This is a genomic window from Arthrobacter pityocampae, assembly GCF_002927275.1.
GTDB lineage: Bacteria > Actinomycetota > Actinomycetes > Actinomycetales > Micrococcaceae > Arthrobacter_D > Arthrobacter_D pityocampae.
This window is the reverse complement of sequence record NZ_PRKW01000004.1, coordinates 204,787-222,587: the sequence shown is the minus strand read 5'-3', so window position 1 is coordinate 222,587 and position 17,801 is coordinate 204,787. Positions and strand designations below refer to the sequence as shown.

General features: G+C 71.1%; 16 protein-coding genes. 9 read left to right on the top strand and 7 right to left on the bottom strand.

Annotated features, from left to right (window positions below; translation table 11 throughout):
• Nucleotides 1-65: 65 nt before the first annotated feature.
• Together C4K88_RS10035 and C4K88_RS10030 are read right to left on the bottom strand one after the other, a co-directional pair.
• A complete protein-coding gene (locus C4K88_RS10035; RefSeq protein ID WP_104121744.1) occupies nucleotides 66-1,328 on the bottom strand; it encodes a sugar ABC transporter substrate-binding protein in 1,263 nt (420 codons plus the stop codon).
• Nucleotides 1,329-1,360: 32 nt separating this feature from the next.
• A complete protein-coding gene (locus C4K88_RS10030; protein ID WP_104121492.1) occupies nucleotides 1,361-2,431 on the bottom strand; it encodes a LacI family DNA-binding transcriptional regulator in 1,071 nt (356 codons plus the stop codon).
• 155 nt (nucleotides 2,432-2,586) lie between these two features.
• Between C4K88_RS10030 and C4K88_RS10025 the strand changes: the two genes are divergently transcribed.
• On the top strand, nucleotides 2,587-4,455 hold the full coding sequence (locus C4K88_RS10025) for a glycogen debranching N-terminal domain-containing protein (protein WP_104121491.1): 1,869 nt from the start codon (nucleotides 2,587-2,589) through the stop codon (nucleotides 4,453-4,455).
• Between the two features lie 31 nt (nucleotides 4,456-4,486).
• On the opposite strand, the gene C4K88_RS10020 is transcribed toward C4K88_RS10025, so the two are convergent.
• The gene (locus tag C4K88_RS10020) at nucleotides 4,487-5,023 is read right to left on the bottom strand and encodes a GNAT family N-acetyltransferase (protein WP_104121490.1); all 537 of its coding nucleotides are present in this window, start codon (nucleotides 5,021-5,023) and stop codon (nucleotides 4,487-4,489) included.
• A 68-nt stretch (nucleotides 5,024-5,091) separates the two neighbouring features.
• On the opposite strand from C4K88_RS10020, the gene C4K88_RS10015 reads away from it, so the two are divergent.
• The 5 genes from C4K88_RS10015 to crcB all read left to right on the top strand — a co-directional run bounded on the left by C4K88_RS10015 (nucleotide 5,092) and on the right by crcB (nucleotide 7,673).
• Nucleotides 5,092-5,616 carry a GNAT family N-acetyltransferase gene (locus tag C4K88_RS10015; protein ID WP_104121489.1) on the top strand — a complete coding sequence of 175 codons (525 nt, stop codon included), beginning with the start codon at nucleotides 5,092-5,094 and terminating at the stop codon, nucleotides 5,614-5,616.
• A 51-nt stretch (nucleotides 5,617-5,667) separates the two neighbouring features.
• A complete protein-coding gene (locus C4K88_RS10010) occupies nucleotides 5,668-6,075 on the top strand; it encodes a DUF1801 domain-containing protein (protein ID WP_104121488.1) in 408 nt (135 codons plus the stop codon).
• Nucleotides 6,072-6,818 carry a dienelactone hydrolase family protein gene (locus C4K88_RS17775; RefSeq protein WP_241521824.1) on the top strand — a complete coding sequence of 249 codons (747 nt, stop codon included), beginning with the start codon at nucleotides 6,072-6,074 and terminating at the stop codon, nucleotides 6,816-6,818. The genes C4K88_RS10010 and C4K88_RS17775 overlap by 4 nt, the downstream gene beginning before the upstream one ends.
• Nucleotides 6,819-6,900: 82 nt before the next feature.
• Nucleotides 6,901-7,281: a fluoride efflux transporter FluC gene (locus C4K88_RS17770; protein WP_241521823.1), complete on the top strand. Its 381-nt coding sequence runs from the start codon at nucleotides 6,901-6,903 to the stop codon at nucleotides 7,279-7,281.
• Nucleotides 7,278-7,673, top strand: a complete 396-nt coding sequence (gene crcB, locus C4K88_RS10000; RefSeq protein ID WP_104121487.1) for a fluoride efflux transporter CrcB — start codon at nucleotides 7,278-7,280, stop codon at nucleotides 7,671-7,673. The genes C4K88_RS17770 and crcB overlap by 4 nt, the downstream gene beginning before the upstream one ends.
• Nucleotides 7,674-8,200: 527 nt before the next feature.
• On the opposite strand, the gene C4K88_RS09995 is transcribed toward crcB, so the two are convergent.
• The gene (locus C4K88_RS09995; protein ID WP_167399018.1) at nucleotides 8,201-9,757 is read right to left on the bottom strand and encodes an HNH endonuclease signature motif containing protein; all 1,557 of its coding nucleotides are present in this window, start codon (nucleotides 9,755-9,757) and stop codon (nucleotides 8,201-8,203) included.
• Between the two features lie 285 nt (nucleotides 9,758-10,042).
• On the opposite strand from C4K88_RS09995, the gene C4K88_RS09990 reads away from it, so the two are divergent.
• Nucleotides 10,043-11,275: an MFS transporter gene (locus C4K88_RS09990; protein WP_104121485.1), complete on the top strand. Its 1,233-nt coding sequence runs from the start codon at nucleotides 10,043-10,045 to the stop codon at nucleotides 11,273-11,275.
• Between the two features lie 176 nt (nucleotides 11,276-11,451).
• Here the strand turns inward: C4K88_RS09990 and C4K88_RS09985 are convergent, their stop codons facing one another.
• The 3 genes from C4K88_RS09985 to C4K88_RS09975 all read right to left on the bottom strand — a co-directional run bounded on the left by C4K88_RS09985 (nucleotide 11,452) and on the right by C4K88_RS09975 (nucleotide 14,221).
• Nucleotides 11,452-12,042 (bottom strand): hypothetical protein, encoded by a 591-nt coding sequence (locus C4K88_RS09985; protein ID WP_104121484.1) that lies wholly within the window; start codon nucleotides 12,040-12,042, stop codon nucleotides 11,452-11,454.
• Nucleotides 12,043-12,051: 9 nt separating this feature from the next.
• The gene (locus C4K88_RS09980; protein ID WP_104121483.1) at nucleotides 12,052-13,200 is read right to left on the bottom strand and encodes a zinc-dependent alcohol dehydrogenase; all 1,149 of its coding nucleotides are present in this window, start codon (nucleotides 13,198-13,200) and stop codon (nucleotides 12,052-12,054) included.
• 106 nt (nucleotides 13,201-13,306) lie between these two features.
• Nucleotides 13,307-14,221: a phosphatase PAP2 family protein gene (locus C4K88_RS09975; RefSeq protein ID WP_146065664.1), complete on the bottom strand. Its 915-nt coding sequence runs from the start codon at nucleotides 14,219-14,221 to the stop codon at nucleotides 13,307-13,309.
• Between the two features lie 86 nt (nucleotides 14,222-14,307).
• Here C4K88_RS09975 and C4K88_RS09970 point away from each other — a divergent pair, with 86 nt between their 5' ends.
• Nucleotides 14,308-15,339: an o-succinylbenzoate synthase gene (locus tag C4K88_RS09970; protein ID WP_277621645.1), complete on the top strand. Its 1,032-nt coding sequence runs from the start codon at nucleotides 14,308-14,310 to the stop codon at nucleotides 15,337-15,339.
• Nucleotides 15,340-15,447: 108 nt separating this feature from the next.
• Nucleotides 15,448-17,565: a PhoX family protein gene (locus tag C4K88_RS09965; protein WP_104121480.1), complete on the top strand. Its 2,118-nt coding sequence runs from the start codon at nucleotides 15,448-15,450 to the stop codon at nucleotides 17,563-17,565.
• Nucleotides 17,566-17,801 lie beyond the last annotated feature (236 nt).

Here is a 17,801-nt window from a genome sequence, read left to right as displayed (position 1 = left end):
CAGGGGATGGGACCGCGGCAGCGCCCGTCTTGCGGGCCGGGCGCTGCCGCGGGGTTCAGGGTGCCCTACTGGGCGTCGGCGATCACTGCTTCGAGGTCCGGCTGGACGCCGTCGAGCAGCTGCTGCGGGTCGGCGGTCTTCAGGCTCTCGAGCTGCGCGTTGAGTTCCGCGATGACGTCCACGGCGCCGGGCTGGGCCGGGACGTTCTGGGCGTAGTCGCCGCCCGCGATGAACGGCGCCAGGTCGGGGTACTGCTCCGACCACTGGTCGGCGGCCGACTGCACGGAGGGCATCACGCCGAAGGCCTTCGAGAACGCCAGCTGGCTGTCCACGGAGGTCAGCTGCTCCACGAGCTGCCGGGCGCCCTCGACGTTGTCGCTGTCGGCGGCGATGCCCCAGCAGTTCGTGAACTGCAGAGTGCCCTTGCCGGCCGGGCCCTCGGGCAGTTCGGCGACGGTGTACTCGACGTCCGGGTAGTCGGCGCTCATGGCCCCCGCGATCCAGTTGCCCTCGATGACCATGGCGGCCTGCCCCTTGCCGAAGGCCTCGCCGCCCCAGCCGGCGCCGAGGTCCGAGGAGTAGCTGGCCGATCCGTCGTTCAGGAGCTTCTGCACGTAGCTGAGCGCCTCCACGTTCTCGGGGGAGTTCGCCGTTGCCTCGCCGTCGGTGACGAGGCCACCGCCGGCAGCGGCGGCGAACGCGCCGACGCGCTGGAACTCGGGGCTGAACGCCAGCCCCGCGGTGTCGCCCTTCGTCAGGGTCGCCGCGGTCTCCGCGAGCTCGTCCCACGTGGTCGGGATGTCCGCCTCGGTGAGGCCTGCAGCGGCCCACAGTTCGTCGTTGATCACGAGCGCCAGAGTGGAGAAGTCCTTCGGTGCGCAGTAGAGCGTGTCCTCGTAGGTGAAGGCCTCGCGCAGCGCCGGGTAGAAGTCGTCCTTGCCGGGGAGGTCCTCGGCGTAGGGTTCCAGCGATCCGTTGGCCGCGTAGCCCGCGAAGGAGTCCGCGGAGACGTAGAAGACGTCGGCCGGGTTGCCGGAGGCGAAGCCCTGGCTGAGCTGCTGCGGGAGATCGGAGGCGACGTTCACGGTCGCGTCGATGCCCGACTCGCCGGACCAGGAGGAGACCGCCTCGGTCACGGCGTCCGTCTCGGCGGTCCCCGAAGATCCGATCAGGACGGTCAGGGGAGCATCGGTGGCCTCGGTCTGGTCGCCCGAGCCCTCACCGGCCTCGGAGAAGCCAGACCCGCCGCAGGCGGTCAGCGCCAGAGCGCTCACGGCCACGAGGGTGGCGGCCGCGAGGCGCCGGGAGTTGCGGGGAGTGCCAGTCATCATTGTCTGTGTCCTTCGTCGGTGGTGTTCCATCAGGGGGTGCCGGCGGTGGGGATGCCGGTGTCGAGGGGATACGGGGTGCGCCGGACGAGCGCCGCCGGGAGCAGCAGGTGCTGCTCCGGCGCCGGGACGCCGGCGCCTCCCGTGGTTGTTTCCGCAAGCTGGTGGGTGAGGACTGCGACCGCGTGGCGGGCGGCGGCCTCGATGGGTTGGGCGACGCTCGACAGCCCTACGGCGGCGGCCACCGGGGTGTCGTCGAAGCCGGTCACGGCCGCCGGCACCCCGGGGAAGGCCCGGCGCAGCTCCATGGCGGCGCCGAGTGCGAGGGAGTCACTGACGCAGACGATCGCCGTCGCACCCGCGGCGATCAGGTGGCGGGCCGCGACCGCGCCCGTCTGCACGCCGTCGTCGATGGACGCCGTGAGCTCCTGGATGCGGCCGGGTGCGACGCCGGCTGCGGCGAGGGTGCGCTGCCAGCCGGCGCGGCGGTCGTCCCCGGCCCCCGAGCCGGCCGGCCAGCCGAGGAATCCGATGGACGCGTGGCCGTCGTCGAGGAAGGCGGCGGTGGCCTCGGCCGTCCCGGCGCCGCCATCGACGTCCACCCAGGCGTGCCTGCTCCGGCGCGGATCCTCGGCGTCGTTCCAGGGGCGGCCGAAGGCGGCGAACGGGACGTCGTGGTCGAGGAGCCAGGCTGTGCGCTGATCGCCGTGGTGGGTGCCGGTGAGGACGAACCCGTCGATGTCGGAGACCTGGAGCAGTTCCTCGTACTGGTGGATCTCGTCGGCGTCGGAGTCGGCGCAGAACAGGGTCAACCGGTACCCGTCGCGCTGCGCGGTCTCCGTCAGGGCGTGCAGGAAGCGGTCGAGGATGGAACCGTTGATGCCGTCGTGGACGGGCATGAGGCGCAGGCCGAGGTTCATCGACCGGCGCGTCCGCAGCTGGCGGGCCGCGGCACTCGGGCGGTACCCGCTGGCGGAGATCGCGGCCTCCACCCGGGCGCGGGTCTCCGGCTTCACCCGGTGCGGGGCGTTGATGACGTTCGAGATGGTCTGCCGGGACACCCCGAGGGAATCCGCCAGTGAGACCAGGGTGGTCTTCGTCATGGGTCCTCCTCGTCGTCGGGGTGTGGCACCGGTCACCGATGCCTGTTTACAACAATATGAACGTTCAAATAGGGTGGTGTCAACAAGTAATTTGATCGATCAAACAGTCGGAGCCCGTTGGCGGGCAGACGGCTGCCCAACGACTAGGAGCTCCGATGGCGCACCTCCAGCCCTTCCTGCACGATCTGACCGGCGTCTTCAGCGCGCCCATCCAGGCGTGGTCGGACCCGCACGGCCAGATCCGCGGGACGGGCGCGCAGGGCATCCACTGCGGCGACGACCGCGTGATCAGCAGCGCCGTGCTGACGGTGGACGGTAGCGAGCCGGAGTGGGTCAGCGCCCAGGTGCGATCGGCCTGCCGGGTGGATTTCCTGGCGATGGTGCGGGTCGAGAACGCCGGTGCGGACCCGCTCGTCCAGCTCACGCGCACCCGGACGGCGTCCGCTGACGGGATCCGCGAGGTGGTGCGGATCGACTCCGCCCTCGACGAGCCGGTCACCCTGGTGCTCGCCTGCAGCCTCGCCGCGGACAGCACCCCCATGGAGAAGGTGAAATCCGGTCAGGGATCCGGCACGCCGCTGGCGATCGACGCGCTGCAGTGGAACTGGCGCAACGCCGAGACCACCGCCCTCCTCGATCCCGGCACGGCCGCCGTCTCCTTCGGGGACGGCAGGATCGAGCTCCGCTGGCAGGTCACGGTCGACGCCGGATCGACGGCGGAGATCGCGTGGTCCCTCGCCCTGCAGGACACCGGCGCCCCGATGACGGCGCCCTCCACGGCCCCCCTCGAGGCTCCGGCCGTCGGCGACCGCCGCCTCGACCTGTTGCTGCGGCACTCCATCTCGGACCTCAACGGCCTCCGCATGGCGCCGGCCGACCAGCCCGCAGCGACGTTCCTCGCGGCCGGAGCCCCCTGGTTCTTCACGATGTTCGGCCGCGACTCCCTGATCGCCGCCCGCCTGCTCCTCCCGGTGTCCACGGAGCTCGCCGGCTCCACGCTCACCGCGCTCGCCTCCCGGCAGGGCACCGTCAGCGACGCCTCGACGGCCGAGCAGCCGGGCAAGATCCTCCACGAGGTACGCCGGGGCACGCTCCGGTTCGAGGAGGACGGCACCGGGATCGCCCTTCCCCCGGTCTACTACGGCACCATCGACGCCACCCCGCTGTGGATCATGCTGCTCCACGACGCGTGGCGTGCAGGCCTGGACGACGACGTCGTCGGGCGCCTCCTCGACCCGCTCGAGAAGGCGCTGACGTGGCTGCGGGACTTCGGCGATTCCGACGGCGACGGCTTCCTCGAGTACCTCGACACGAGCGGGCACGGGCTGGCCAACCAGGGGTGGAAGGACTCCGGTGACTCCATCCGCTGGCACGACGGGTCCCTCGCCGAGGGCCCGATCGCCCTCAGCGAGGTCCAGGGCTACGCCTACGAGGCGGCCATCGGGGGAGCGGCGCTGCTCGAGGCGTTCGGCCGCCCCGGTGCGGAGAGCTGGCGCAGCTACGCCGCCTCCCTGGCGGAGCGCTTCCGGGAGGCGTTCTGGTGCTCGGACGCCACCGGCCGCTACCCCGCGATCGCCCTGGATGCTCAGAAGCGCGCCGTCGACGGCGTGACGAGCAACATGGGCCACCTCCTCGGCACGGGGATCCTGACCGCCGAGGAGGAAGCCGTGGTGGTGGCGCGGCTGCTCGACCCGACGATGTTCTCGGGCTTCGGCATCCGGACCGTCTCGACGACCAACGGCGGTTTCTGGCCCACCCGGTACCACGCGGGATCGGTGTGGAGCCACGACACCGGCATGATCATCAGCGGGATGCTCCGGGCGGGCTTCGCGGACGAGGCCGCGGTCCTCGCGAGGGGCCTCCTCGACGCCGCGGAGGGCTTCGACTGGCGGCTGCCCGAACTCTTCTCCGGGCACACGGCCGGCGAGGTGGAGCAGCCGGTGCCCTACCCGGCGTCGTGCCGCCCGCAGGCCTGGGCCGCCGCGTCCGCCGTGCCGATCGCCCAGGCGCTCGGCGCGCTCTGACGCCCTCGCGTGTCGGCGGGACCACCCGGGATCAGTGCAGGATGCGCTGGTACAGCAGGTGGTCCTGCCAGGACCCGGCGATCCTGAGATAGGACGGCGCCGTCCCGATGAGCGTGAAGCCCGCCCCGCGCAGGACCGCCGTCGAGGCGGCGTTGCGCGGCAGGACGGACGCCTGGATGCGGTGCAGTCCCAGCTCGTCCCGGGCATGCCGCAGCACCTCCTGCAGGGCGGCCGAGCAGACGCCCCGACCCTGCAGCCGCCCGGCCACCCAGTACCCCACGTGCGCGCTGAGGAACGGCCCGCGGACGATGCCGGCGAGGGTCATCGTGCCCACGATCCGCTCCTCCGCCTCCAGGACCCACGGCAGGTCGGTGCCGGCGGCCCCGGCTTCGAGCCGCGACGCGATCTGCTCGGCCTGGCCCGCCTCGGTGAAGAAGCGTTCGTCCCGCAGGGGCTCCCACGGCGCGAGGTGCTCCCGGTTGTCCCGGTACGCCCGGGCGAGGGCGGGCGCGTCCTCAGCCCTCAGGAGACGCAGGGTCACACCGCATGGCAGAGTAGGGAAGGGCACCCGGCCACTGTAGTCGGAGGCCCGGCGCCGTCGGTCAGGACGGCGGGAGAGCGGCAGGGAGGTGGCCCGTGGACGGGACCTGGACCATCCGTGAGGCGGCACCCGCGGACGCGGCCGAGTTCGCGCGCATCCAGATCGACGCCTGGCGTGCCGCGTACGGCGGGATCCTGCCCGCCGATTACCTCGCACGCCTGGACAGCGAGCGCCTCACCGCAGTCTGGGAGCACCGTCTGGGCGGCATGGGGATCGACGACCGCCAACTGGCCGTCTGCGTGAGCGGTCGAATCGTCGGGTGGTCGGGCTTCGGGGCGCCGCGGGACGACGTCGACGACGGCGTGGGCGAACTGCACGCCATCAACCTGGACCCTGCTTACTGGTCCGTCGGCATCGGCTCCTTCCTGTTCAGCCGGTCGGTGTGCGAACTGGCCGGCATGGGCTACGGCAGCGCCTACCTGTGGGTGGCCGACGGCAATGCGCGGGCCCTCGCGTTCTACGGGCGGCACGGGTGGACGCTCGACGGCAGCAGCAAGGACGACGACCGGTTCGTTCCGCCGTTGCGCGAACTCCGGGTGGTGTCCCCGCCGTTCGGGTGACGGGCATGTCGGCCCTTCCGGCGGTGTCCCTCCGCTGGCACACTGTCGCCCATGGCCGGAGCCCCTGACCCCCGCATCGACGACTACATCGCCGCGCTGCCCGCCTGGCAGCAGGAGATCTGCCGGACCGTCCGCCGCGTGGCGCACGAAGCCGACCCGGACATCGAGGAGACGATCAAGCGCACCCGCCAGCCCTACTTCGTGCTCGACGGGAACGTGTGTGCACTCCTCGCCACCAGGGACCACGTCAACGTCTTCCTCTACGACGGCGGTCTGGCCCCCGACCCGCACGGCCTCATCACGGGCGGGCAGGGCAACGTGACCGGGCGGACGATCGCCCTCTACGAGGACCGTCCCGTCGACGAGGACGCGCTGCGGGAGATCTTCCGGGCCGTCATCGCGGACAACCGCGCCGGCGGTTGGCGCACCATCACGAAGCGTGCCAACCTAGGCGGATGAGCCCGCTCCACGACATCCCCACCGCGGCCGGCCCGCTCCCCGCCTATGTGGTACGGCCCGACGGACCGGTGCGGGGTGGGCTCGTCCTCATCCACGAGGTGTGGGGGCTCGTGTCCCACACCCGCGATGTCGCCGATCGGTTCGCGCGCGAAGGCTACGTCGTCGTCGCCCCCGATCTCCTCGCTGATCAGGGCATCACCGAGGAGGCCACTGCCGGAATCGACGAGGCCCTGTTCGGGCCGGACGAGGCAGCACGGAACGAGGCACAGCCGAAGCTCCGTGCGCTGCTCGCACCGCTGCGGAACCCTGCCTTCGCGGCGCTCACCACGGAGCGCGTACGGGCATGCTTCACCTTCCTGTACGACGACGTCGCGGTGGCGGGGCGTGTGGGTGTCACCGGCTTCTGCTTCGGCGGGACCTACGGCTTCTCGCTCGCCGTCCACGAGCCGCGCCTGCTCGCCTGCGTGCCGTTCTACGGCCACGCCGACTTCTCGGGCGAGGAGCTGTCCCGCATCACGGCACCCGTCCTGGCCTTCTACGGGGAGGACGACGAGAGCCTGGTCGCCGGCTTGCCCGCACTCGAGGCGGCGATGGCCGAAGCAGGCGTCGATTTCACCGCAGTCCGGTATCCGGGGGCGGGTCACGCCTTCTTCAACGACTCCAACCGCTTCGCCTATCGCGCAGGACCGGCCGGGGACGCCTGGACCCGGACCCTGGACTTCCTCGCCCGATACGTTGCCTGACCCCCAGCGCCGCCGTCCCCCTCGGGACGGGACGCCACCGCACCTCCGGCCGGGATACCTCGGACTGGTGTTCCTCGGCGGCATGAGTGGGACTCTCGTGCGGTTCGGACTGTCCGAGGTCCTGCCCGCTCCATCGGGTCTCCCCTTCGGCATCTTCCTGATCAATATCGCGGGGGCATTCGCCCTCGGTCTGCTCCTCGAGGCCCTGGCACGGCGGGGCCCCGACGAAGGCCGACGCCGGGCGCTGCGGCTCCTGTTCGGTACCGGCTTTCTCGGCGGCTTCACCACCTACAGTGCGCTCGCCGTCGACTCCGCGCTCCTCCTGGGCGGCGGCCGGGCCGCGGCGGGCATGGGCTACCTCGGGCTGTCCGTGGTGGTGGGGCTCGGGGCGACCGCGCTGGGGATCGTGGCGGGAAGCCTTGTCCGTCGTCGCTCACCGGGTAGTCGGGGAGGGCCGCCGTGAGCGTGCTCGTGGTGCTCGCGCTCGGGATTGCAGGTGGGATGGGGGCGGTGGCACGCTTCGTGCTCGACGGCGTCATCAGGGCGCCCCTCCGCGGCGTGGTCCCCATCGGCACCATGACCGTCAACATCACGGGCTCCTTCCTGCTCGGTCTCGTCGCCGCGTTCGGCATGACCGGCGTCCTCCCGTCCGAGTGGACATCGATCTGCGGCGTGGGCTTCCTCGGGGGCTACACCACCTTCAGTACGGCGAGCAGCGAGACTGTGCGACTGCTCCAGGCGAAGCGCATCGGGGCCGCAGTGCTCTCGGGGGCGGGGACGGCGCTGGCGTCGTTCGGGGCGGCAGCGCTGGGCCTGTGGGTGGGGTTCTTTCCGACCGGTCTCGGCGGGAGCTGAAGCCTGGTGCTGGGCCCAGCCGAATCTGGTGGGTTATGAGCGCCGGGTGGAATCTGCCGGGCTGTAGCCGCCGAGCGGAATCAGGCGGGCCTGTAACCGACGGGCAGTGACCGACGGTCCGAGTCCGTCGGTCCGGAAGTGACGGGCAGTGACCGCCGGGCCGAGTCCGCCGGGCCGGAAGCGACGGGCAGTGACCGCCGGGCCGAGTCCGCCGGGCCGGAAGCGACGGGCAGTGACCGCCGGGCCGAGTCCGCCGGGCCGGAAGCGACGGGCAGTGACCGCCGGGCCGAGTCCGCCGGGCCGGAAGCGACGGGCAGTGACCGCCGGGCCGAGTCCGCCGGGCCGGAAGCGACGGGCAGTGACCGCCGGGCCGAGTCCGCCGGGCCGGAAGCGACGGGCAGTGACCGCCGGGCCGAGTCCGCCGGATTTACCGGCCGGCCGAAGCATGCCGGGCCCGTAGCTGCCAGACCGAGTTCGCTGCTCCCTTCATCCGCCCCTCATCGGTGAGTCCGAGTCCTCCCATCCCTTCATCCTCCGCCGGTGTCCGTCAGGTCGGAACTCGCTGTCGGGTCGGATCCTCCGGTGTCCGTCAGGTCGGAGATCGATGGGTTCCAGGCCGTGTCGGATCCAGGTGCTGTGCCGAGTTTGCTGCGAACTGCACGCCCCGCCTGCCAGTACAGATTCCTTCGTGGGTTGCCGGACGATCGTCGATAAGGCGGCGGGGTGAACCACGGGATGCCACCTCGTGATTCGACAGTCCACAGGCCCTCGTGGATGACATGGTGGTGCCTCGAGCACAAAAGCACCCCGTTGTCGACGCTGGTCGCGCCACCACGCGCCCACGGTGTCAGGTGGTGTGCCTCGCACCAGCTGGCCGGAAAGGAGCAGTCCGGGAAGGCGCATCTTTTGTCCCGTGCAACAAGTGCTCGCCGAAGATGTGGTGGGAACAGGCGTTGCGCCCGTCCGACGTCGAGCACCTGCCCGTTCCCGCCCAGGACCAACGGCACGATGTCCGCGTCGCAGGCGAGCCTCCTGATGTTTTGAGCACTGATCTGTCCGGAGAAGACGGAGTCGCCGGCCCGCTCGGTCCGGCCGATCAGGTCCTGGTAGTCGATGGTCACCATCACCTGTGGACGGTGACCACCTGATGCAGGCAGTCCACCGGTGGACAGTGCGATCCTGCAGGCGGAAACCAGACCGTCGAGGAGTTGTTGCGCCCGGGTCGCCCCGCCGTGATCGAGCGACCGCTCCTGCGAAGCACGTGCTGTCCCTTGTGCTGCACGATGTGTTGCCTCCAGTTGTGCGCTGTCGACCTGGTGGTCGGCGAGCCCCGAGGAACTTCGCGGGTTCGCGGCTGCGTTCATGACGGTTGCGAGCTGGTCGAACTGCTCGTCCGTGGCGCCGATCTCCAGAACGTGCAATCCATGGCGTCGTCCCTTGAGGAAGACGCCTTGACGTGCCCGAAGTACCTTCTCCGTCGGTTCCTGCCCGTCCTGGTCGAGCACTGATTCCCAGCGACGTGCCAGGATGCGGAGGATGTCCTCGTCCGACTCGACCGCCTGCCGGGTGAGGTGCTGCTCCATCGACGCGAGCTGTTCGGGCGTCGCGAAGGACTTCACCTGCCCGATCGCATGCGCCACGACGGTAGCCGCACGCCCGCTGATGGCGAAGGAGCCCACGGCTTCACCCAAGGCCTCCAGCGGGGGAGGGAGCGGGTTCCCGGTGGGCGACAGGCTCGGCAGCACGACCGCCGCCAGATGCAGACGACGTCGTGCCTCGGTACGGCTGATCCCCAGCGTCTCCCGAAGGAAATCCGCACAGTTCCTGAAGCCGAGACGGGCCTCGGTGGCCGAGGCGGATGAATCGGACGAGTCGGATGAGCCGGATGAGTCGGATGAGCCGGATGAGCCGGATGAGTCGGATGAGCCGGATGAGTCGGACGACATGACCCCGGGATGCTCCGCATCCGATGGTGCTCCCGCGGGAGGGGATGAGCCGAACCTGCCGTCCTGTGCCGAGGCGAGGCCGTGATGATCCGCCACCCGGGCGGCGAGGACCTGCAGGTGATCGATGACCTTGGACACCTGCTCCACATCGATGACGAACCGGAGGGCGTCCTGGGGTGACAGGAGGTGGTGGTACTGGGACAGGCCGAGTGCACAGTCGCTGAGGAGGGTACGTGCTTCCTCGAGGGAGGACCCAGGCCGGGACGAGAGCTTCATCGGTGTGACCGTCATGACACGATAATATCGAACACGTGTTCTATTAATCGAGGCAGGGGTGCCGTTGTGGAGGGGTAGTGGGGACGTATTTTTCAGACGATCCGGCTTGAACCGACGGGCGGGCACCCTGCGGACTAGGCTGGACGGGTGCCCCAGGAAACCTTCGATCTCCGTGCGATCGCGGTGGGAGCCTACGGGCCGTCGCTGCTCTACGGGGTGGCCACCGGCGCCATCCTGCCGGTCATCGCGCTGACCGCGCGCGACCTCGGCGCGGACGTGGCGACGGCCGCCCTGGTCATCACGCTCTCGGGCATCGGATCGCTGGTCACGAACGTGCCGGCGACGCTGATCGCCACGCGGTTCGGCGAACGGAAGGCGCTGGTGGGGGCGGCGCTCTGGTGCGCGGCGGCCATGTTCCTCGCGCTCGCGGCGCCGACCCTGCCCGTCTTCGCGGCCGCCGTCTTCATGGTGGGCATGGCGGGTGCCGTCTTCGGGCTCGCACGCCAGAGTTACCTCACCGAGGCCGTGCCGGCGCACTTCCGCGCCCGGGCACTGTCCACGCTCGGGGGCGTCACGCGCATCGGGGTCTTCGCTGGCCCGTTCGCGGCCGCCCTCGCCATGAGCGCCGTCGGGCTCGACGGCGCGTACTGGGTGGGTGGGGTGGCGAGCCTCGCCGCGGCGGCCCTGAGCTGGCGGGTTCCCGAACTCGATGCCCCGGGGCGGGGTGCGCTGACGGCCGGGCCCCTCGTGGGGGCCGCGCCCGCTTCCCGTCCGACGGTGCGTTCGATGGTGCGCAGCCACGCCCGGATCTTCCTCACCGTCGGGATCGGGGTCCTGCTGATCGCGGCGGTGCGGGCCACCCGTCAGGCGGTCCTACCCCTGTGGGCCGAGAACATCGGCCTGGACGCCTCCGCCACGGCCCTGATCTACGGTCTGTCGGGCGCGATCGACATGCTGATCTTCTACCCGTCCGGCAAGGTCATGGACGTCCGGGGCCGGCGCTGGATCGCGGTCCCGTGCATGCTCATCATGGGCGTCGCCCTCACGCTCCTGCCCCTCACCGGGGACGCGACGGGCCTGCTCCTGGTCGCCCTGCTCATCGGATTCGGCAACGGCATCGGCTCGGGCATCGTCATGACGCTCGGGGCGGACTTCTCACCCTCGCCCGGCCGGCCCCAGTTCCTCGGCATCTGGCGCCTGCTCACGGACGTCGGGACCATGGCCGGCCCCGGACTGCTCGCCCTCGTGACCGCGCTCGCGACCCTCTCGGCCGGTATCTGGGCGACGGCGGTCCTCGGCTTCCTCGGGGCAGGGGTGCTCTGGTACTGGATCCCGCGGGCGACCCCGGGGTCGGCGGAAGCGGCGCACTCCGTGGGCTGAGGCGCGGGACCGGCGTCGTGCGCGGGACCGTTCCGCCCACCGAGCAGCCGCGTTCGATGGGCATATCCGGTCATGACCGCACAGCTGAGCTGTTGAAGGGGGAGGAAGACGGTGTCGACGGTGCGGGCGCTCCGGGTTCGACGCCGGCGAGTGTGCCCGATGCGGAGCTCCCGGCCTCAGCGTGCCCTGCGGACCGCAGCCCGCACCACCACGACTGCTCCTGCGGCCGCAGCCACCCACGGCCCGGCGACGACGACCGGGTCCAGCCAGAGGTGGTTCACATCCGCCCGCTTCTTGCCGAACCGCGAGGTGATGCCCTGCCGGCGCACCTCCGAGAGGACACCCGTCTGCGTGACCGGGTTGTCGGGGCGCAGCGACGCGAGCGACCACAGGTGCGCTCCCCAGGCGTCCACGCGGTCGCCCGCCAGGAGCAGGAGCCAGTGGGCCGCCCGTCCCTCGCTGTACCGGTAGGCGTAGCGACGGATGCTGCCCGAGACACCGTGCAGCGGCGCGCTCGTCCCGAAGACCGGCGTCAGCTGCCCGTGCTCGATCGATCGCTCCCGCCCCTCCCGGCCCGGCTGCTCCTCGGGGTAGTCCCAGTGGGCTCCGGTACCGGCCGGATCGAACACCTCGCGCGGATAGGAAGGGCGGTCCTTCGGATCTAGGTCCACACCCCAGCCCGGGATCCTGGCCCGCAGCGCCTCGGCACTCGGGACGTCCTTCGGCTTGTTCGCGACGTAGGGCGTGGACGGTGTGGGGGTTGTCATGATGGCCTCCTAGCCGGCGTCCGCGATGATGAGCGGCTTGATGCACCCGTCGAGTTTCGACGAGAACAGGTGGTACCCCTCGGCGATGTGCTCGAGCGGGATCCGGTGGGTGACGATGTCGCTGGGTTTGAGGTAGCCGTTGCGGATGTGCTCGAACAGGCGCGGCCACTGGCGTTTTACCGGCGTCTGGTTCATACGCAGCGTCAAGCCCTTGTTGAGCGCGTCCCCGAACTTCACGGCGCTGAAGATCGGCCCGTACGCTCCGACGACGGCCACGGTGCCTCCCTTGCGCACGGAATCGATCGCCCAGTTCAGGGCCACGGGGGAGCCGCCCTGCAGCTTCAACTTGGTCCCCGTCACCTGCTGGAGGAAGCTGCCGTCCGCCTCCGCCCCGACGGCGTCGATGACGACGTCGGCCCCGAGGTGATCGGTGGTCTTCTTCATCTCCACGATGATGTCGTCGTACTCGGCGAAGTTGAAGGTCTCGGCCTGGGCGAAGACCCGCGCTTTCTCCAGGCGGTACTCCAGGTGGTCGATGACGATGACGCGTCCCGCCCCCATCAGCCACGCCGACTTCGCCGCGAACAGCCCCACCGGGCCGGCGCCGAAGACCACCACGGTGTCGCCCTCGACGATGTCGCCCAGCTGGGCCCCGAAGTACCCGGTGGCCAGGGCGTCGGTGAGCAGCACCGCGTCCTCGCTGTCCATCCAGTCCGGGATGATCGTCGGCCCGACGTCGGCGAAGGGCACCCGCACGAATTCGGCCTGACCGCCGTCGTACCCGCCGCACGTGTGCGAGTAGCCGTAGATGCCGCCCACCGCCGTCGCGTTCGGGTTCACGTTGTGGCAGTTCGAGTACAGGCCGCGGGCGCAGAAGTAGCAGGACCCGCAGTAGACGTTGAAGGGCACCATCACGCGGTCCCCGCGCGTCAGGTTCCGGACCGAGGGTCCCACCTCCTCGACGACCCCGATGAACTCGTGCCCGAACGTGGTGCCCACGCGGGTGTCCGGCATGAGCCCGTGGTACAGGTGCAGGTCGGAACCGCAGATCGCGGCCGTGGTCACACGGATGATGGCGTCGTTGGGGTGCTCGATCGTCGGCATGGGCTTCTCCTCGACCCGGATCTTGTAGGGGCCGCGATACACCATGGCTTTCATCGATAGTCTCCCTCGTCGCTGGTCCGGTCAGCGTGGCACCCCGCCTCCAGCAGGGCAACGACGCGCGGCCGCCCTGCACGCGACGTGCGCGGCGGCCCCGGAGGTGTTAGGGAGTGCGCGGGGCGGCGGACACGCGGGCCTGCGCGGAGAAGAGCCAGCCCGCGGCGGCCGCGAGCGTGAACCCGACGCCGATGATCCACGTGAGCCCCCACCAGAAGAACAGCGGGACGTTCGCGGTCCCGGGCTCCGGGGCCGGCCCGATGGCCAGGACGGCGAGGTAGAGCACCATGGACAGCGCCAGGCCACCGAGCCCCAGCACCCAGCAGGCCACCAACCACCCACGCGACGACGCCCAGTACGCGCCGTAGCCGTGCCAGTTGTTCCAATGGTCGCCGGTCCGCATGATGATCAGGCCGCCGATGAGCGTCCAGGTCCCGACGGCGAGGAGCGCAGCGACGACGTCCGCCGGTCGGTGCCAGAGGTTGATGAACGTGGCCGCCCCCGCCAGGACCGAGTAGGCCCCGCCGGCAGCCGCGGCGAACGGCCGCCACCGCGGCGACGCGATGATGAAGACGGCAGCCGCCGCCGAGGCCGCGAGCGTCGTATGCCCGGAGGGTAATGAATTGAAGGCGAGGGTCTCCACGCCCCGGTCCGGGCGGTCGAACACGATGTTCTTGAGCAGCTGCGTGGTGAGATTCGCGGCGAGGATGACGCCGAAGGCGGTCACTGCGGCCGCCACCCGCCGTCGTACCACGGCCACGAACAGGATCGCGGCCGCCGCTACGACGATCGAGACGAGCGGCAGGGTGTCGAGGAACCGCAGGAACGGGAGCTGCGTGTCGGGTGCTGCGACGTCGGCCTCGCGCCAGGCGGACTCGTCCGCGAACTGGCCCCGGGTGGTCCGGACGAAGGCCCAGTAGGTCCAGCCGAGCGCCGAGGCGCAGAAGACGGCGGCCAGCACGAACAACAGCGGCGAGCGTGCTGCCCGCGCCGATCCGGTGGAGATTCGCTGGGACATCATCCCGTCCATCGTTCCACACGATGGCGCCTGTCCCGTCGCCTTTCCCTGACCTCCGCGGCGGTGTGCCGCTCCCGTACCCTGAGGGCGTGCACACCTCGGACCTTCCCCTGCCGGACCCCCTTCCCCTGCCGCCCCTGGCGGAGGTGGTGGCGTCGGCGCGGGTCGTCTCCGTGCCCATGCGCGTGAAGTTCCGCGGCGTCCTCGTCCGCGAGGCCCTGCTGGTCCGGGGGCCTGCCGGCTGGGGGGAGTTCTGCCCGTTCCTGGAGTACGACGACGCCGAATCCGCGCCGTGGCTCGCCGGCGCCCTTGAAGCGGCCTGGCACGGCTTCCCGGCCCCGGTCCGGTCCGCGGTCCCCGTCAACGCGACGGTCCCGGCCGTCGGGGCGGCCGACGTCGAGGGCGTGCTGGCCCGCTTCGGCCAGGTGGGTGCGGTCAAGGTGAAGGTGGCCGAGCGGGGCCAGTCCCTCGCGGACGACGTCGAGCGGGTCGCCGAGGTGCGCCGCGTCCTGCCCGACGCCGGCATCAAGATCGACGCCAACGGCGGCTGGACGGTCCAGGAGGCGCTGGAGGCCCTCGACGCCCTCCACGGCTTCGGCCTGCAGTACGTGGAGCAGCCCGTGGCGGACATCCCCGGCCTCCGCGCCGTCCGGCTGGAGCTCCGCCGCCGGGGGCAGGCGGTCCTCGTCGCGGCCGACGAGAGCGTGCGCCGCCAGGAGGACCCGCTGCGGGTGGCCCGCGAGGACGCCGCCGACGTCCTCGTCATCAAGGCCCCACCGCTCGGCGGAGTCCGGCGGGCACTGGCGATCATCGACCGGGCCGGGCTGCCCGCCGTCGTCAGCTCAGCCCTCGACACCTCGGTGGGCATCCGTGCCGGGGTGGCCCTCGCAGCCGCGCTCCCGGCCCTGCCGTACGCATGCGGCCTCGCCACCGTCTCGCTCATGGCCGGCGACATCACCGACGCCTCCCTCGTCCCCGAGCGCGGGTACCTCCCGGTGCGGGACGTCGAGGTCGCGGAGGAGCGGCTCGAGCACCTCATGGCCGGCGAGGAGCGGCGGCGCTGGTGGCTGGACCGCCTGACGCGCTGCTACCGGGTGCTCGACGGGGCGCAGCCGCGCTGACGCGAGTTCCGGTTCCGTTCACGCACGGTTCACCGGCGTGCACCGCGCCCGTTCAGGAACCCCCGACAGGGTGGAAGCAACGCCGTTCACCCTGTCGAGAGGTATTCCATGACTGACACCGCGCGCCGCCTCCTGCCCATGCTCGGCCACACCAAAGGGAAGCGCAGCGCCGTCACCTGCGCCCTGAAGTGTGACAACGCCTGCGCCGACGCCGTCTGCAACACCTCCGCCAACAGCTACTTCCGCGACATCGCCTCGCGCGAGTTCTCCCGCCGCAGCGCACTCGGCACCGGGGCGGCGGGAGCCCTGACGCTCCTCGTCGCCTCCCAGACCGGTGCCGGTTCCGCCGTCGCGGCGCCCGGCGGGAAGGGTTCCAACGCCCTGCCCTTCACCGCCATCGCGCCCGTGGACGCGCTGGTCGACGACATGACGGTCCCGCAGGGCTACGGCTGGAAGCCTGTCATCCGCTGGGGCGATCCGATTTTCCGCACGTCGCCGGCCTTCGACGCGAACAAGCAGACCGCCGCCGCGCAGGCGCTGCAGTTCGGCTACAACTGCGACTACACCGACGTCCTCGAGATCGAGGGCAGCAAGGGCCGCCGGGCGGTCCTGTTCGCCAACCACGAGTACACGAACGAGAACATCATGGTGCCCCCGACGACGCCCGCGGCGGAGGTCCGGGGCATCGGCAAGGCGGCCCATGGGTTGTCCGTGGTCGAACTCGAGCGCAAGAACCGGAACAAGCCGTGGTCCTACGTCCAGGGCGCCCCGCTCAACCGCCGCTACCTGACCACCACCGCCTACGAGGTGACCGGCCCCGCCGCCGGGTCGGACCTGCTGAGGACCAAGGACGATCCGGCCGGTCGCAGCATCCTCGGCACGCTCGGCAACTGCGCCGGCGGCACCACCCCGTGGGGCACCATCCTCTCCGGCGAGGAGAACTTCAACGGCTACTTCGTGGCCGCCGGCACCAGCGACGGCGACCGCCGCTACGGCATCACCAGCAAGCCGACGGCGCGCGGCTGGGAGATCGACGAGCCCCGCTTCGACACCCGCAACGCCGGCTACGAGAACGAGAAGCACCGCTTCGGGTACATCGTGGAGGTCGATCCGTTCGACCCCGCGTCGACTCCGCGGAAGCACTCCGCGCTGGGACGCTTCAAGCATGAGGGCGCGAACGTGACCGTCGCCGCGGACGGCCGTGTGGTGGCCTACATGGGCGACGACGAGCGCTTCGACTACCTGTACAAGTTCGTGTCGACGAAGAAGGTCCAGCCGGGCAGCAGTCCTGCGGCGCGCCGGGCGAACATGACCCTGCTCAGCGAGGGCTCGCTGTACGTGGCGCGGTTCCAGGGCAACTCCGTCGCCGAGATCGACGGCACGGGCACGCTCCCGACCGACGGCGCGTTCGACGGCGTGGGCGAGTGGCTGCCGCTGCTCGTCGACAACAAGTCCGTGGTCGCGGGCATGACCGCCGCCGAGGTGTGTGTCTTCACCCGGATCGCCGCGGACAGGATGGGCGCCACCAAGATGGACCGGTGCGAGGACGTCGAACCGAACCCGAGGACCGGCAAGGTGTACGTGGCGTGCACCAACAACACGAACCGCGGCGTCGGCAGCAGCGCCGTCGCGGACGAGGCCAACCCGCGCACCCAGAACCGCGACGGCCACGTCGTCGAGCTCACGGAGGCCGGCGGCAATGCGACGGGTACCCGCTTCACGTGGAACCTGCTGCTGGTCTGTGGTGATCCCGCCCGCAACCCCAGCACCTACTTCGCCGGCTACCCCACGGACAAGGTCTCGCCGATCTCCTGCCCCGACAACGTCGCCTTCGATTCTGCGGGCAACCTGTGGATCTCGACGGACGGGCAGCCGGGCACCGTGGGCTTCGCGGACGGCCTGTTCAAGGTAGGACTGGAGGGCGCCGAACGCGGCCGCGTGCAGCAGTTCCTCGCCGTTCCGCGGGACGCCGAGACGTGCGGCCCGATCATCCACGACCAGGACGGCACCGTCTTCGTGGCGGTACAGCACCCGGGGGAGGACGGCGACTGGGCCGAGCAGGCCTCCCTGTTCCCCGATTACGTGCCTCTGGGCGGCGCCCCGCGCAGGGGAGAGGCCGCGCTGCCGCGCCCGTCGGTGGTCCAGGTCTATCGGGCCTCCGAGGGCCGCCGCGACGAGGACCACAACGGGCGCGGCCGGAAGCGGCAGGGCACACCGCGCCGCTAGCATCCTGCCCGAGGGAGGGGACGGCGGCGAGGCCGAGGCGGGGACGGCGGCTTGCATCGGGGACGGCCGCGGGAAGCGGGGACGGCGGTGAGGCCGAGGCGGCGACGGCGGCCTGCAGCGGGGACGGCCGCGGGGGCGCGGCGTCCGTTCTGCCCGTTGATCGGCTGCTTTCGGTGGGCAGCACTGCGACGTGCCCGGTGAACACCGCGAGTCGATGAGCAGGACGGGCGGATTCC